Below are 15,608 nucleotides of genomic sequence, written 5' to 3'. Positions count from 1 at the left end.
CACAACCCTTGGCACCGAGGGCCAAAGGCCCGATGGATGCCATACGCCCCTCTGCGCCGCAGGCGCAGGCCCCTACGGGAATACGGGAAAGCACTGTCCCGCTGTCCCACCAGTACACTAGTACACTAGTACACTATTTCAAAGAGGTGTTTTCATGAAACAGAATCTTGAACTCCTAAGCGGCCCTGCCGTTTTTGCTATTTCCGCCTTTCTTTTCACCGGCCCCTTCGAGCCCGCTGCCGCCCTGGCCCTCTCCTGCGCTCTCTGGATGGCGCTGTGGTGGATTCTCCGACCCGTTTCCATCTACGTCACCGCCTTTATCCCCATCGTGGTGAACTCTCTCTTTAACCTGATTCCCATGAATCCTGTCATCAGCCAGTATTTCTCCGAAATCGCCGTGCTCCTTCTGGGCAGCGACCTCATCTGCCTCACCTGGACCACCACGGGACTGGACAAGCGGATTTCCGTGAAAGCCCTCTGCTCCATCGGCACCTCCATGAAGAGCCAGATTTTTGTGTGGTTCCTGGCCTCCACGGTGCTGTCCGTCTTCCTCCCCAATGTGGTGGTAGCCGCCATTTTCTGCCCCATTGCAGTGGCCATGCTCCATTTCGTCGGTGAAAAGGACATCAGCAAAAGCCAGACCGCCATCCCCATCCTCCTTGCCATCGGCTGGGGCAGCGGCATCGGCGGCTTCGGCTCCCCCATCGGCTCCTCCGCCAATCTGGTGGCCGTTTCCTATCTGGAAAAATTGACGGGCCACGAATTCATGTACTTCGACTGGGTCATCCGTTTCCTGCCCGTTCTCATCCTTATTTTCCTTATGAATCTCCTTTTCCTTCTTCTCCTGCCCTGCCCCATGAAATCACTTCCCGGCACCAGGGACTACTTCCGCTCCATGTACGCCTCCTTCGGCCCCATGAAACGGGGCGAGCGCATAGGCCTCATTCTCTTCACCGCCGCCACCCTGCTCTCCTTCCTCCGTCCCCTCTTTGCGCCATACCTCCCTGCCATGAAGCCGGCCTACGTATTTCTCTTCCTGGGCATGCTCATGTTCTTCCTGAAAGATGAAAAAGGAAATCCCATGCTCACCTGGAAATACGCTGAAAGCCACGCCATGTGGGGCATGATCGCCCTTTTTGCCAGCGGTCTGGCTCTGGGGAAACTGGTCATTGAAACCGGCGCCATCAAGGAGCTCTCCCTCCTCATCGCCGCCCTTCACCTCTCCCCGGGCCTTCCGGTGATGGCCATGGCCTGCCTCTTCGCCTGCTTCATGTCGGAAATTTCCAGCAACACTGCCTCCGCCTCCATTTCCATTCCCGTGGTCATCGGCATAACCTCCTCCCTCTCCTTGAATCCCATCCCCTACATCCTGGGCACCATCGCCGCCGCCAACTGCGCCTACATCCTCCCCATTTCCACCAGGGCCATCCCCATAGGCTACGGCCTCTCCGCCTCCGCCCAGATCCGATACGGTACAGTGCTCTCCCTTCTTACAGTGATCCTTATCACCCTCCTATGCACCGTCTTCATGGATTTCGTGCCCCTCTTCAGCGAACTGTAAATTAAAAAGGGCTGTGAAAAAATGGAAATCATTTCTTCACAGCCCTTTTGGTATGTCTTTATGGGTTCAATGACAGTAAGCCACTCGCCTCATCGTCATCTCGAGCGGAGCTGCCTGTCGGTCGTAGAGCAAAGGGTTTTGAGCGCCAGGAAAACTCTGAGCCCGGAGATCTCCTGCCGCTATGCTGCATGTACCATGGGGCCTGAAATTTCTTCACAGCCCTTTTTGTATTTATGAAATGCTATGCTTCTTCTCCAGGCTGAGCAGGGCCTTCTTCATGGGAAGGCCGCCGCCGTAGCCGGTAAGCGAGCCGTCGGCGCCGATGACACGGTGACAGGGGATAATAATGAAAAGGGGATTGGCATTGCTGGCCATGCCTACGGCGCGGTAAGCCTTCGGATGGCCGATGGCCTCAGCGATGTCCCTGTAACTCCTCGTTTCCCCATAGGGAATCTCCCGGAGCGCCGCCCACACCTTCTCCTGAAAAGCGGTGCCATGGGTACGGCAGGGAAAGTCAAAAGTCTTCCTTCGGCCCTGGAAATACTCATCCAGCTCCCGGAACACCGTAAGCGCCAGCCCGAAAGGCGCCTCCCCCTTCATCCCCTCCTCCGCCATCCGAAGAGAAATCACCCCACCTTCCTCATAGGAAAGCTCCATATTTCCAAAAGGAGAATGATAAATAGCTGTCTTCATGATTTCCTTCCTTTCTTCCACCTGCATAGCGTATGATGAGATTTTGCTGAATCCAGTATACCATGGAAAAACAAAAGAAAGAGCCGTTGGCAATGGAGTGATTTAACAAAAAGTCGCTTCAAGGAAAAATGTGGCAAACCGGCATCATGATTCCCTAAAAAATGTGAAAATTCATCCATTCAAACCGGCAAAAGCGTGCTCATCAAATTTTAATAAAATATATTTTTATCCTATACAATACCAAAAGAGTCCTGTCGTTGAATCGACAATGCATGATGTAGTATAATTTTACTCAAAAGGATTTTAGTAAAATCCATATGACTAAAATGGAAAGCAGGAGGTAGCTCCATGTTTATTGGAAGAGAAGTGGAAATGGAACGGCTTCGCCGGATGTATGACTCCCCGAATCAGGAAGTAGTGCTGATTTACGGACGGCGGCGAATCGGTAAAAGTGAGCTGATTAAGCAGTTTCTGAAAACCTCAAAGATTCAGGGGCTGTATTATCAATGCAAGCGGACAACGGAGATGAATAACGTCCAAAGTCTGTCTACCTTGATTTCTGAGGTTTATCAGTATCCGCCTCTGGCCTTTACGGGCATAGAAAAGCTGCTTGATTTTCTTTTTCAGCAGGCCTGCCGCACAAGGCAGGTTCTGGTTTTGGATGAATACCCCTATCTGCGTCAAACAGTGCCCGGCTTGGACAGCATTTTACAGTCTTTGATTGATTCCTATCGGGAGCGTTCCCAGTTGAAGCTGATTCTCTGCGGCTCCTTTGTGGATACCATGAAATCGCTGATGCTGGAAGAAAATCCGTTATATGGCCGAGTCACCCTGAGCCTTCATATCCATCCCATGGATTACTTCGAATCGGCTGCCTTTTACCCGGACTTCTCTCCGGCAGACAAGGTGCGGCTGTACAGTGTTTTCGGCGGCGTGCCTTATTACAACCGTCTCATAGATTCCACCCGAAGTGTCCGCGAAAATGTGATGAACCTGCTGGTGGAGCCCGATGCCAGGCTGGAAAATGAAGTCCAAATGTATCTTTTGGGAGAACTGTCCCGGTTCATCAATGCAAACGAAGCATTTGAAGCACTGGCACGGGGCTTTCACCGTTTTAAGGATATTCTGTCCCAATCCCATATCACCAGCAGTTCAGCGCTGGCCGAAGTGCTGAAACGGCTGATACTCATGGAACTGGTGAAAAAAGAAGTTCCCATTAATGACAGAAATAACAAAAAGAAAGCCAGCTATTTCATCAGCGACAATCTGTCCAGCTTCTATTACCGATATCTGTTTCCCTACAGTTCACAGCGGCAGATTATGGCGCCGGATACGTTTTGGGACCGGTACATTGCCCATGACTTTTCTGAGACCTTCGTCCCGAAACAGTTTGAACCCCTGTGCCGCCAGTTCCTCATCCGCCAGAATCGAAAAGGACGGCTTCCAGAAATTTTTGATGCCATCGGCACCTATTCCTATGATTTACCTGAAGAGCATAGAAATGGAGAATTTGATGTAGTCACCCACGACGATAAAGGATACATCTTCTATGAAGCCAAATTCCGGAAGACCCCTGTGACCGATGCCATGATTCAGACCGAAATCCGACAGGTCCAACAGACAGGAATGAACTGCCATAGATACGGCTTCTTTTCCCGCAGCGGCTATCAGGTGACCCCCAGACCCGGTGTCATTCTCTATACATTGGAAGACCTGTACAGCAATGGCTGATGAACTCTTTCTACCTCTTTTAAGAATACGCCAGGACATTAAAAAACAGCTCTTATAAATTCTTTGAAGCAGAGCTTTTGTATAGCTGATGCAGCACAAGGATAAACCAATCAATGTCTTTTTCCAACGAGGCGTTGGCCCAGTGAGTAAAATAGCGCCATTTTGAAAACAGACCGGCTCCCAGAACTCACCAATTATAAATATGGCTGATCATATCCGCCGGGGAACACCCCTTATGTAAGGTTTTCTCTTTTTCCAAACGGTCTGCAAATTGATACCCGCAGTCCATTTGAAATCCAAGGAAATCGCATTCCTTACCAAACCATTTGTCAAAATCCTTTATAAAGAAAAGAGAAGGATGAGCACGATGGCAGGCCCTTTAAAATCGTCAGAGCCTGTTATTAGAAGCTCATATAATACATCAAAGTAAAGCCTATGGAATAATCATTGAAATTGATTCTGCTTCTTATCAATCCAAGGCACATGTCAAATGCCCCCTTATCCATCAGTCGAAATCAAATTCTATCCGCCCCTTTCTCTACCCCTATCATATCCCTGCCCGCCCGGAAGAAAAGGCGAACTTTCCCTTGAAACTCACCATCCCTTCCGCTGCTCTGTAGAAAACCGGATATCCGTTTTTTATCTGTTTTCACGGCCTCCTATGAAACTGCTATAATGATAAGTAAAGGCCCCATATACGGCATCTTCATTTTTAATTTCATTTTGACCTGTGCGGACATGTCATGGAGGATATTATAGAAATGTTTAATCAACTTCGCTTAAAAGAAGCTCTTAGGCAGTATAAGAAAGACTTCGTCGCTACACACTGGAATGAAGAAAAATACAAATGGGAAGCAGTCAAATGCTTTCAGGATAACTGGGATATTCACGCAGCGGATTTTGAAGACATGCTCAGTCAATCTCTTTCTAAAACTTCCAATCTTCTGGCCTCAATAAATAATTTTCCAGCGGGAATGATTATAGAATTTGCCCACGCCGCGCCGGAAAAAGTACGTGCCATGTATATGGACTTATTTGATGAGAGTAAAGACGTATTTGGACGAATTGAGTCTTTCAAGAAGCAGTCGAACATTCTCCTTAAAAAGTATAAAAGCACCGCCAAACAGCATTACCAGCATGAAAATGCCATCACCACATATTTATGGCTCCGTTACCCGGATAAATACTATGTGTATAAATATAGTGAAGCAAGGTCTGTATCTAATAAATTAGACAGTAATTATAAATTTAAGAAAGGCTCCTATACCGATAATCTCAAAAGCTTCTACGATTTTTACAATGAAATCCGTGAGAGCCTAAAACGGGATTCCACACTTATTGACCTATTCAAGAGCCAATTGACAGACGACTGCTATCCCGATTCGGAGCTAAGAACACTAACCTTCGATGTGGGTTTTTATATTTCTCGCAATATTCCTAAACCAGCTGCTAAGAAATCGAATCAAGCAGATTCTGACGACATGGAGTTTACTGAAAAGCCGAAAAGCAGTGAAGAGCATAGATACTGGTGGCTCAATGCGAATCCGAAAATCTGGAGTTTTTCCAATTTGCAGACCGGCCATGTGCAGGAGTACACCCTTTTCAATGAGAATGGAAATAAACGCCGTGTATTCCAGAATTTTTTGGACGCCAGAGCCGGTGATTTAGTTATCGGTTATGAGTCCAATCCTGAAAAACAGGTGGTGGCACTGGCTAAGGTCAGCGCCGCAAATGATGGCAAAAAAATCTGTTTTGAGAAAACCGAGTCTCTTGTCAATCCCATCGATTACCGAACCTTGAAGGAATGTCCGGAGCTTCAGCAGATGGAATTCTTCCAGAATCCAAACGGCACCTTCTTCAAATTGACCAAAGACGAATATGAGTTCATCATGGACATGATTCGTGAAGAAAACCCATTAACTTCCAAGGATATGAACACTCCCTATACGAAGCAGGATTTTCTATCCGAAGTTTATATGAGTGAAAATCAATACGACAGGCTTTCCGGAGTACTTTCGAACAAGATGAATCTCATTCTGCAGGGAGCTCCCGGTGTAGGCAAAACATTTGCTGCCAAACGACTGGCCTATTCACTGATGGGCGAAAAAGATGACAGCTGTATTGAATTCATACAGTTCCACCAGAATTATTCCTATGAAGATTTCGTTATGGGCTACCGACCATCCGGCGATTCCTATGAACTAAAATATGGGATATTCTACCAGTTCTGTAAGAAAGCGGAAAATCATCCGGATAAAAAGTTTTTCTTCATTATTGATGAAATCAACCGGGGAAATCTCAGTAAAATTTTCGGGGAACTTTTGATGCTGATTGAGAAAGACTATCGCGGCACAAAAGCGACGCTGGCCTATAATGGTATGCCCTTTTCCGTTCCGAAAAATCTTTACATCATCGGCATGATGAATACGGCCGATCGAAGCCTCGCCATGATTGACTATGCTCTGCGCCGCCGGTTCAGCTTCTTTGAAATGGCTCCGGCATTTGAATCAAAGGGCTTCAAAGAGTATCAGCATTCTCTTGACAGCAGGACTTTTGATGAACTGATTTCCGAAATTGTGAAACTGAACGGAGAAATCTCAAGAGACAAATCCCTGGGAAAGGGTTTCTGCATAGGGCACAGCTATTTCTGTGGAAAGACAAAAGAAACCTGTACCAACGAATGGATGCAGTCTGTGGTAGACTATGATATTCTCCCCATGCTTTCTGAATACTGGTTTGATGACGACGCCAGAGTGCAGCACTGGGATAATATCCTGCACGGAGTATTTCAATGACAAAGGATAAGAGCATATTCATAAAAAACATCTATTACATGCTGTCGTACGCTTTTACCACACTGAGAAAATCGATTTATGACGATATCCGGAAGGAACCTTTCGATAACATACATAATCTCTTTGCAGCAATTCTGTCTAAAGGTATCGGTCTGCAGTTGAAGCAGGGCCTCTATAAAGAATACATGAGCCATGTAGACAACTTAACCACGCTTCGTGGAAAGATAAATATTCCTGAGACAATCCGTAACAAAATGCGGAATCAAATAGCCGTGACCTGTGATTATGATGAGCTGTCTGAGAACAATCTGATGAACCGGATTCTCAAATCGACAGTTCTTCTCCTGCTCAAACAGAAGGACGTACAAGAAAAATATAAATCCGAATTAAATAAAGAAATGCTGTTCTTCTCCGGAATCAAGCCAATAGAGCTTGCCCATATTCGATGGGCCGACATCCGTTTTCAAAGAAATAATCAAACCTATCAGCTCCTGCTCGCCGTCTGCCAGCTGCTGATTGAAGGGGCTCTTCTGACCACAGAGTCCGGAGAATATCGACTGGCCGGTTTTATAGACAAGCAGAGGATGGAGCGGCTATACGAAAAGTTTATTCTAGAATACTACGCCCAGGAGTTTGGTGCACGCATAAAAGGATTCTCCTCCAAAGCCCTTCAAATCCCATGGCAGCTGGATGACGGATATGACGCACTGCTTCCAGTCATGCAGACAGATATTACCCTTGCCTATGGAAAGCAGATGCTCATTATTGATGCCAAATATTATGTGCACACGCTGCAGACACACTTTGATACGCAGACATTGCATTCAGGAAACTTATATCAGATTTTTACTTATGTGAAAAATAAGGAAGCCGCGCTAAACGGTACAGACCATAAGGTAGCCGGCATGCTCCTCTACGCAAAAACCGATGAGCCTCTTGTCCCGGATCATGTATATCAGATGAGCGGAAATCAAATTTCCATAAAAACCCTGGATTTGAACCGGGAATTTTCAGAAATAGCCGAACAGCTGAACCGGATTGTGAAAGATTTCTTCCATATAGAAATAGATAAGCAGGCGGAAGACATAAAATGGCCAGATTGAAAAACTGCTTCTTTGGAAAACTCATTTCCGCAGTCAGTCAATACGACAAAAAGCCCTACGAAGACCGGCGCGCCGATTATACCGGGCAGGAAGGCCTGATCCTTCTGTTCCAATCCATGCACAGCGCGCCGGGAAAGATTTTCTTCTATATGATGATTCGCGAAGGAAAATGGATGCATTCCTCCTTAGGGGAATGGAAGCCTGGCGAAGTCACAGATATCCTCTATACGAGGCACAGTATCTATACTTTCTCCCGGCAGCATCATCTGAGCAAAGATGAAAAATGGGCCCTGCTGGAAAATACCGTTCTTGCCGGGATAATTTCCAGAGAAAGAATGAAACAGGAAATGAAACGATTATAAAAGCACCGAAAGGAGACATTCCATGACAATGCAGAACCATGAAGATAAACTCCATATCCTATTCATCTGCCACGGCAATATCTGCCGTTCTCCCATGGCAGAAATGATGATGAAGGACATGGTGCGCCAAAGGGGGCTGGATGGGAAATTTGACATTTCTTCCATGGCCGCCACCACTGAGGAAGTGGGCCATGATATCTATCCGCCTGCCCGAAGGACCCTCCAGGCCCACCACATTCCCTTTACGAAGAGAAGGGCGGCTCTCATGTCCAGGAAGGATTATGAAGAGGCGGACTATGTGATTGCCATGGATGAGGAAAATCTGGATGACCTGTGCCGCCTCACCCAGGGGGATCCGGAGAAAAAAATCTCCCGCCTTCTTGACTGGGCGGGAGAAGCAAGGGATGTGGCGGATCCCTGGTATACGGGAAATTTTGAGAAAACCTATGAGGATATCGCAAAAGGCTGCCGGGCGGTGCTGGAGAAGCTTTCCTGAACCTTTACTGCCTTTGACGGATTCCGGTCCGAGGGAGCGGAATGAATCTGAAAAATTCCTATTTCATGTTACAAGCCTGTACTTTCGTACAGGTTTTTTGCTGTCCATTTTTTAGTATAATAAAAGTAAGGCCGGGATCCTTGCGGAATACCCAGAAAACAGGAAAGATGCGTTTTCTATGAGACAGAATCATTCCGCCTTGACAAAGAAGGTCCTGCCCCTGCTTCTCTGTACCGCCATCCTGTCAGCAGGGCCGGGGCTTTCAGCAGAAGCGGCGCAAACGCAGGAGAGGATACTGTCACGATCAAGAAATTCTGAGCCCCAGCCCATGGGAAATCCACATTCTCAGCAGGATCGTACCGGTGCATACGTCGGGCTGCGGCGGCATAATCAGTAAAGAGATTCCCAGAAACAGGAGGTGTCTGGTAATGAAAGAGCCTGGCAAAATCAAATGGATGAAGCTTATCAGGGGTATCTTTTTAGGGATCCTGCTGGTCCTGACGATGACTCCGGCGGCCCTGGGGGCCCAGAAAACAGTGCTGGTCCACAATGTAGACGAAATGATGGAATCACTGGCGGACAATACGGAAATCGTTCTGGCACCGGGCGAATACAATCTGTCAAACTGGCAGAAGGAAGAATTTTCAGAGCGGCTGCTTCACTGCTACGGCTACTATGATTCGGCCCCTGCCGGTCTGTATCTGGGCGATGGTTACACACTGGACATTGCGGGGTTCAAGGATCTCACCATCCGGGGATTAGATACGGAGACCATTACAGCAGAAATTGTTACAGAATTCCCCTATACGCCGGTACTGAAATTCATCAACTGCCGAAACCTGAAACTGTCGCACCTCCGGATAGGCCATAAACTCAAAAAAGGATTCTGTGACGGCGCCGTGCTGAAACTGGATAGCGTCACTCATATGACCATGGATCATATGGACCTGTACGGATGCGGAACCTATGGGTATGAAGCCCGGTTCTGCAGCAGCATTCTCCTCAAGGACAGTGTAATCCGGGAATGCAGTTACGGTTTGGTGTCCGCCGCAGACTGCCAGGACCTGAAATTCCTGCGGACCACCTTCAAAGATATGGAAACGGATCTTCCCCTCTTTGCTCTGATCCGCTCCCGGCTGGAGCTGACCGACTGCACCTTCCGGGATGTACGGGGAATCATCGACAGCCTCACCATGACTGGCGGCCATATCAGTGAATCCTGAAAAGACCTTCCGGTGCATCAAAACTTTTAAAACCTGCTGGCAGGTAAAAAACATCCTGATGATGTAAGCGGGTCCCTGAAGACCATCATTTACATCATCAGGCTTTTCGGGTGGAGGGCCGGAAGGTGAAATACAGGGAAACAGCGGGTCCTCAGACAGTGGAGCAGCTGCATGAATGAGTGCGGATCCCGCTACCGTCCCAGCAGGGCGATCATCAGTGTCACCGCCCCGTCTGCCAGAAGGGGAACGGCTCCGGTAATGTAGGCGGTGTTATCATCCATGCGGTAGTACATCATGTAGGCTGTAAGGGCGATGAGAGAAGCAGCAGCCACGGCGGCCCAGGTGAGGCCATAGGCAGCGCCGGTAAGGGCGCCGGTTTCGTGGAGCGCCCCCAGTGCCATGATTTCCATGAGGGCCCAGAGCACCATGAGGATGAGTTCCGTGGTGGGCTTTCGTCCGAAGAGTTTCACGGAGCCCGTGAGAAGGATGAAGTAGACCAGAAGGGCCATGATGAAAAGCATGCCGCTTCCCGGCCAGGAGGCAGGCAGCGGAAGTCCGTGGATGCCGTGGACAGTCAAGGCGGTGCCGGAAAGGCCGAAGGTTGCCAGGAGGAAGAAGAGGAGGGCGGAGAGGGCGCCTCCGCTTCTGGTGGAATCGGGCTTAAAGGCCGCAAGCCACCAGCCTGTGTAGAACAGGGCGCCAGCGCTTAGAAGGAGCTGTCCCGTAATGATTTCTTTATATGCTGTAAGTCCAAACATGGTATCCCTTCTCTTTATGAAATCAAATTCTCCTTCTATTGTAGTCCTTTTTATGGAAAATGGCGCAAAAAAGGCACTGAAGAAATGACTGCCCATTTCTTCAATGCCCTTTTTGCGATGATTCTTTTAACGATAAGCTGCCTGCCGCTGTGTCATCTCGAGCGGAGGTCCGTGCCGATCATATAACCAATAGGCCCATGTGCTGTTATGGCTCAGAGTCGAGAGATCTCCGGCGCCAATGCGGCTTGTACCATTTCTTTTGCAATAGCAGCCGCTTCCCGAATTGATTGATGGAAGGTCAATCATTCATCATTTCTTCACTGCTTTTTCGCTTCGTCAAAAATGGTCTGGAAGGGCACATGCTTTTCTTCCGCCAGTTTCTTCACCGATTCGTATTCCGGGTAGCGCCTTTTTTCGCTGCCCAGGGTGACTTCCTTCACCTTTACCGGGCCAAAGGTGGTGTCCACTTCCTTTTCCTCTCGATGGAGGATGGAACGCATGAGGGAGGAGAATTCACGAATGCCGATGGTGGTGGTTTCACGGAAGATGATTTCTTCCATTTCCTTTTTCTTTTCTTCTTTGCATATCACCGTGAGTTCAAAGGCGGGGCGGTTCTTTTTCATGTAGATGGGGCTGAAATGGACGTCCAGGGCACCGGCGTCCATGAGTTTTTTCATGGTGTAGCCCAGCACTTCGCCGGAAGCGTCGTCGATATCGCTTTCCAGTTTCACCACCTCGTCCTTTTCCCAGTCTCCGCCGCCGTCGTCGATGAGAATGGCCCGAAGGATGTTGGTTCTTTCCTTATAATCCCGCTTTCCCGCGCCAAGGCCGGTCTTCAGGATGGTGAAGGAGGCAGGCAGCTCATGGGAGGTGGCCAGGGCCGCCGCAATGGCTGCGCCGGTGGGGGTCACGTATTCCCCTTTGGCGTCCATGATTTCCAGGGGCATGTGATAGGCGGTGACAATGTTCAGCGTAGCCGGCACCGGCACCGGAAGTACGCCGTGCTGACAGCGGACAGTGCCTCTGCCTTCCGAAAGCTTCGGTACGATCACGTTTTTGACATGGAGACTGTCAAAGCATACGGCAGCGGAAATGATATCCACAATGGAGTCGATTGCTCCCACTTCATGGAAATGAACTTCCTCGATGGGAAGGTTGTGGGCTTTAGATTCCGCCTCTGCCACAATGCGGAAAATCTTCTTTGCCAGCATCCGGGCAGATTCGGTCATGTCCGTGCCGTCAATCACCGCTTCCACATCTTTCAGATGGCGGTGTTCATGATGATGGTGCCCCTCTCCATGGTCATGATGGTGATGGTCTTCATGACAGTGACAGTGACAGTGGTGCTCTTCTTCCTCGTGATGGTGGCCATCTCCATGGCAGTGGCAGTGATGTTCTTCCTCCTCATGATGATGGCCTTCTTCCTCATGATGGTGATGGTGTTCTTCATGAACCGCTTCCCTTACTTCCGGCAGGGGGCCGTAGAGATAGGCCATGTCGTGGTCGTGATTTTCATGTTCTTTGTCCAGAATCACGTTGAAATCGCAGCAGTCAATGCCTGCTTTCTGCACCCTCCCGATTTCCACCGTAAAGCCTTTGGCGGGAATGGAAGAAATCGCCTTGTCCAGCACTTTCCGATCTGCGCCCAGGTCCAGCAGGGCTGCCACAAACATATCCCCCGCAATGCCGGAGGCTGCTTCCAGATATAATGATTTTCCCATTTACACTTTTCCCCTTTCTGCCAGTCTGTTGATTTGGGTGGCCACATAACCGGCACCGAATCCATTGTCTATATTCACGGTCACTATGCCGTTGGCACAGGAATTAATCATGGTCAGGAGGGCAGAGAGGCCGTGGAAACTGGCGCCATACCCCACTGACGTAGGCACGGCAATCACCGGATTTCGAACCAGCCCCCCGATGACCGAGGCCAGGGCTCCTTCCATACCGGCCACTGCAATGACGCAGCTGGCCTTGCGTATCCTCCCCTCCTGGGAGAGAAGCCGGTGAATGCCGCTAACCCCTACGTCATAAATCCGCTCCACATGGCTTCCGAAGTACTCCGCCGTCTGGGCCGCTTCTTCCGCCACTGATATATCGGCAGTGCCGCCGGTGCATACAGCAATGCATCCGATATGGTCCTTCTCCTTTTCTTGCTCCAGAATATGGGAAATGGGATCATAGGAAATGGAAGGCAGCACTTTCTTTACCAGTTCATACTGGTGAGGCGAAGCCCGAGTGCCGAAGACTTCTCCTTCCGTTTCGTAGAGTTTTTTAAAAATCTGCCCAATAAAGGCGTCAGACTTACCCTGGCAGTATACCACTTCCGCAAAGCCGGACCGGGCCTTTCTGTCTGTATCCAGCTTGGCAAATCCCATTTCTTCATAGGGCCAGTCTGCCGGATTTTTCCGGAGAAGCGCCTCCGCTTCTTCCGGGCGCAGGGCGCCGGAGGCTACTTTCTGCAATATATCCTTAATATCCATGATGCAATCCTTTGTGTTTATTATATAGTGAGCTAGTGGACTAGTGGGCTAGTGGGACAGTGGGACAGTGGAGCCCACTAGCGGCTGTCCGCTATCCGCTATCCGCTGTCCGTAAGCTATGTGCCTGTATGCTGTATTCCCGAACGTGGGGAGACATCAGACTGTCAGGCTGTCAGACATAGAGGATTCCCGAATGCAAGATGGGGCACCTGCGGCACTATTATAATGCGCCAGCAGGGCGCCGCCTTCCCCTCTGAGCCCTCTGAACCCGACGCGAAGCGACCTTCCCGCTGACCGGTATTTACCTTCCTATGAGTCACTATCTCCAGGCACCGAGATCCTTCGCTATCGCTCAGGATGACAGTGAAAGGCGGGAAGGTAAGCACGCAGCGCCGCCGCGGAGCGGCATGATAAACTTGCGCCCGCAGGGCGCCACCTCCCCCTCTGAACCTTCTGAACCAACCCGCCTTGGGCGGGCCGAACCCTCTGAACCCGGAGACGCAAAGCGGGCGCCACCACCCTCTGAACCTTCTGAACCTTCTGAACTTTGAACCTTCACACCGAAGGTGTGTCCAATGAACCCGGGCCGCCGAAGGCGACCGTTACAACACTTCATCCATGCTGCCCATGCGGTAGCCCTGAAGGTCCATGGTGACATAGGCAAAGCCCAGGGCTTTGAAGGTGCGCACCAGTTCTTCATGCATACGGAAGAGTTTCCAAAGGTCTTCTTTCGGCACTTCGATACGGGCCATATTTCCTTCATGAAGCCGCACGCGGAACTGTTTGAAACCTTTGGCAAAGAGGAAGTCCTCCGCCTTTTCCACCATGGCCAGTTTTTCTTCCGTAATGGTTTCGCCATAGGGGAAACGGGTGGCCATGCAGGCAAAGGAGGGCTTGCTCCAGGTGGGAAGGCCCGCTTCTTTAGAGAGGGCCCGGATGTCCGCCTTGTAAAGGCCGGCGTGACGGAGGGGACTCCGGATACCAAGCTCCGCAAGAGCTTTCAGCCCCGGCCGGTACTGGGAGGCATCATTGAGGTTCGTGCCGTCGATGACATAGGCAAAGCCTTCCTTTTCCGCGATTTTCTTAAGGGAGCTGAAAAGGAAATGTTTGCAGAGATAGCAGCGGTTGGCCGGATTTTCTGCAAATCCTTCAATGCCGAACTGGTCCATTTTCACCACTTTCTGCCGGATGCCTTCCTTCCTGCAGTACTCTATGGCATCGGCCACTTCCCTTTCCGGTACCGACGCCAGGTTCATGGTGACTGCCATGGCCCTGTCCCCCAGCACCTTCCTGGCCTCATGCATAAGGTAGGTGGAGTCCACGCCGCCGGAAAAGGCCAGCACCACGCTGCCCAGCTGTTTCAGATATGCTTCCAGATGATCCTGTTTCTTCTGTAATTCTTCTGTTACCATAGTTTTCTCCATTCTTTAGAAATACTGATCCGCAAGACTTCCGGCGCCAGCCGGAAGGAACGAGGGCGGTTTCTACTTATTTCATTATTATACCATCCAACGCCCCTTTGATGACAGTCCATGAAACGGGAAGGGAAGGCTCCTGTCCCGAACGCAGCGGGAAAGCTGTTCTTATTATAAAAGGTTAAAGCCTGCTTCTGGCAAGCCATAGGGCCATCGCTTTCTGTTTCCCTATTTTCTTTTTTATGTTATAATTACTTGAGAAATATTATCATAAAGGAGGACCATGATGGGTACCCTGTTGACCATACTGATTACAGCCGCCATTGCCGGCTGGTTCTGCTACAGCCTCTACCGCATGTGGAGAGGCTCCAGCGGCCGGGACTGCGCCAGCTGCGCCCTGGGCGGAGGCTTTGACTACGCCCTGTACAATGATAAAAAGGCGGCGCCGCAAAGAGCGGAATTCGTCACCCCCTCGGGCCACCACATTATCGTGGATGAAGCAGCGGCCAGAAGGCGGAGAGAACGGATCCGGAAAATGATGGAAGGACAGTAAATCAAAGAGGCAGCGGAGAAGGGTTCATCTTTTCTTCACTGCTTCTTTTTTCATGCCCAAAAGAGACTGTGGAGAAATCCCACGCTTCAAATAGCAGAAACACCGTCCCGCACCCGTCATTTCGACGAAGGCGCAGCAAAGTGGTGAAATCTCACTCTCCCATGGTATGCCGCAGGCAGGAGATCTCTCGACTCAGCGTCTCAATAGCCCCCAGGTCTTTACCCTCCTTACCGGCACGTCCCCCCCGCTCGAGATGACGGTGGCGGCAGGCTGCATACGGTCATTTCAAAAGGGCAAATGACAGAAACGCCGCCCTGCCCTGTCGTCATTTCGACCGCAGCCGGTCAGCCGCCAATAGGAAAGCCTCTTATTGTGCAGGCTAGGGAAGCACTGATTCATTCGCAGAATCGAATTTCATATGAATTTTTATCCAAT

Annotated in this window: 13 protein-coding genes; 8 read left to right on the top strand and 5 right to left on the bottom strand. The window is 49.9% G+C overall.

Features of this window, described 5'->3' with window-relative positions; genetic code table 11:
* The first annotated feature begins 154 nt into the window (after nucleotides 1-154).
* Complete coding sequence (locus tag B2Y11_RS00230) at nucleotides 155-1,561, top strand: SLC13 family permease (protein ID WP_291054538.1); 1,407 nt, start codon at nucleotides 155-157, stop codon at nucleotides 1,559-1,561.
* Nucleotides 1,562-1,792: 231 nt separating this feature from the next.
* Here the strand turns inward: B2Y11_RS00230 and B2Y11_RS00225 are convergent, their stop codons facing one another.
* On the bottom strand, nucleotides 1,793-2,254 hold the full coding sequence (locus B2Y11_RS00225) for a methylated-DNA--[protein]-cysteine S-methyltransferase (RefSeq protein ID WP_291054535.1): 462 nt from the start codon (nucleotides 2,252-2,254) through the stop codon (nucleotides 1,793-1,795).
* A gap of 348 nt (nucleotides 2,255-2,602) precedes the next feature.
* Between B2Y11_RS00225 and B2Y11_RS00220 the strand changes: the two genes are divergently transcribed.
* The 6 genes from B2Y11_RS00220 to B2Y11_RS00195 all read left to right on the top strand — a co-directional run bounded on the left by B2Y11_RS00220 (nucleotide 2,603) and on the right by B2Y11_RS00195 (nucleotide 9,964).
* Nucleotides 2,603-3,985, top strand: a complete 1,383-nt coding sequence (locus B2Y11_RS00220; protein WP_291054533.1) for an ATP-binding protein — start codon at nucleotides 2,603-2,605, stop codon at nucleotides 3,983-3,985.
* Nucleotides 3,986-4,746: 761 nt separating this feature from the next.
* A complete protein-coding gene (locus B2Y11_RS00215; RefSeq protein ID WP_291054530.1) occupies nucleotides 4,747-6,780 on the top strand; it encodes an AAA family ATPase in 2,034 nt (677 codons plus the stop codon).
* Entirely contained in the window at nucleotides 6,777-7,883 is a 1,107-nt protein-coding gene (mcrC, locus tag B2Y11_RS00210) for a 5-methylcytosine-specific restriction endonuclease system specificity protein McrC (protein WP_291054527.1), read from the top strand. Before B2Y11_RS00215 ends, mcrC begins: the two co-directional genes overlap by 4 nt.
* Entirely contained in the window at nucleotides 7,871-8,245 is a 375-nt protein-coding gene (locus B2Y11_RS00205; RefSeq protein WP_291054523.1) for a hypothetical protein, read from the top strand. Before mcrC ends, B2Y11_RS00205 begins: the two co-directional genes overlap by 13 nt.
* A gap of 22 nt (nucleotides 8,246-8,267) precedes the next feature.
* Nucleotides 8,268-8,741, top strand: a complete 474-nt coding sequence (locus B2Y11_RS00200) for a low molecular weight protein-tyrosine-phosphatase (protein ID WP_291054520.1) — start codon at nucleotides 8,268-8,270, stop codon at nucleotides 8,739-8,741.
* 428 nt (nucleotides 8,742-9,169) lie between these two features.
* Nucleotides 9,170-9,964, top strand: a complete 795-nt coding sequence (locus B2Y11_RS00195; RefSeq protein WP_291054517.1) for a right-handed parallel beta-helix repeat-containing protein — start codon at nucleotides 9,170-9,172, stop codon at nucleotides 9,962-9,964.
* A 191-nt stretch (nucleotides 9,965-10,155) separates the two neighbouring features.
* Here the strand turns inward: B2Y11_RS00195 and B2Y11_RS00190 are convergent, their stop codons facing one another.
* The 4 genes from B2Y11_RS00190 to larE form a co-directional block, all read right to left on the bottom strand.
* Entirely contained in the window at nucleotides 10,156-10,722 is a 567-nt protein-coding gene (locus B2Y11_RS00190; RefSeq protein ID WP_291054514.1) for a hypothetical protein, read from the bottom strand.
* A gap of 317 nt (nucleotides 10,723-11,039) precedes the next feature.
* Nucleotides 11,040-12,443, bottom strand: coding sequence for a nickel pincer cofactor biosynthesis protein LarC (larC, locus tag B2Y11_RS00185; protein WP_291054512.1), 1,404 nt, complete (start codon nucleotides 12,441-12,443; stop codon nucleotides 11,040-11,042).
* Nucleotides 12,444-13,205, bottom strand: coding sequence for a nickel pincer cofactor biosynthesis protein LarB (gene larB, locus B2Y11_RS00180; RefSeq protein WP_291054509.1), 762 nt, complete (start codon nucleotides 13,203-13,205; stop codon nucleotides 12,444-12,446). It lies immediately after the preceding gene.
* Nucleotides 13,206-13,807: 602 nt separating this feature from the next.
* A complete protein-coding gene (gene larE / locus B2Y11_RS00175) occupies nucleotides 13,808-14,617 on the bottom strand; it encodes an ATP-dependent sacrificial sulfur transferase LarE (protein WP_291054506.1) in 810 nt (269 codons plus the stop codon).
* 286 nt (nucleotides 14,618-14,903) lie between these two features.
* Here larE and B2Y11_RS00170 point away from each other — a divergent pair, with 286 nt between their 5' ends.
* On the top strand, nucleotides 14,904-15,173 hold the full coding sequence (locus B2Y11_RS00170; RefSeq protein ID WP_291054503.1) for a hypothetical protein: 270 nt from the start codon (nucleotides 14,904-14,906) through the stop codon (nucleotides 15,171-15,173).
* The last annotated feature ends 435 nt before the right edge of the window (nucleotides 15,174-15,608 follow it).

Source organism: Dialister sp. UBA1703 (assembly GCA_002320515.1).
In the GTDB taxonomy this organism is placed as follows: Bacteria; Bacillota; Negativicutes; order Veillonellales; family Dialisteraceae; genus Dialister.
This window is presented reverse-complemented; position numbering and strand designations above follow the sequence as displayed.